Below are 379 nucleotides of genomic sequence, written 5' to 3' on the forward strand. Positions count from 1 at the left end.
CGATCAGGTCTGGTTTCAAGATCAGCCTGGTCAGTTGTACAGAAGGTTTGTGTCCCCTTCGTCTAGTGGCCTAGGACACCGCCCTTTCACGGCGGTAACAGGGGTTCGAATCCCCTAGGGGACGCCAAGCTTCCGACCCACCCGGTGAAAGCGGCGGTCCAAAGTATCTGACGATACACCATATCTTAAAGATGACTTCCGAGTCATGTTTAAGATATTGCTCTTTAACAATCTGGAACAAGCTGAAAATTGAAACATGACGGCTGAAATTTATCCCTCCGTAGATGTATTGGGATAAAGAGTAACCTGTCATAGAGTCTCTCAAATGTTTGCAGCGCGAACGATGGAAACATCTTCGGGTTGTGAGGTTAAGTGACTA

The 379-nt window shown here is 47.5% G+C and carries 1 tRNA gene; it reads left to right on the forward strand.

From position 1 onward, the window contains the following. The first annotated feature begins 51 nt into the window (after nt 1-51). Nucleotides 52-127, forward strand: a tRNA-Glu gene (locus C661_RS24545). Nucleotides 128-379 lie beyond the last annotated feature (252 nt).

It is taken from the genome of Clostridium tunisiense TJ, from assembly GCF_000300195.1.
GTDB classification, from domain to species: domain Bacteria; phylum Bacillota; class Clostridia; order Clostridiales; family Clostridiaceae; genus Clostridium_J; species Clostridium_J tunisiense.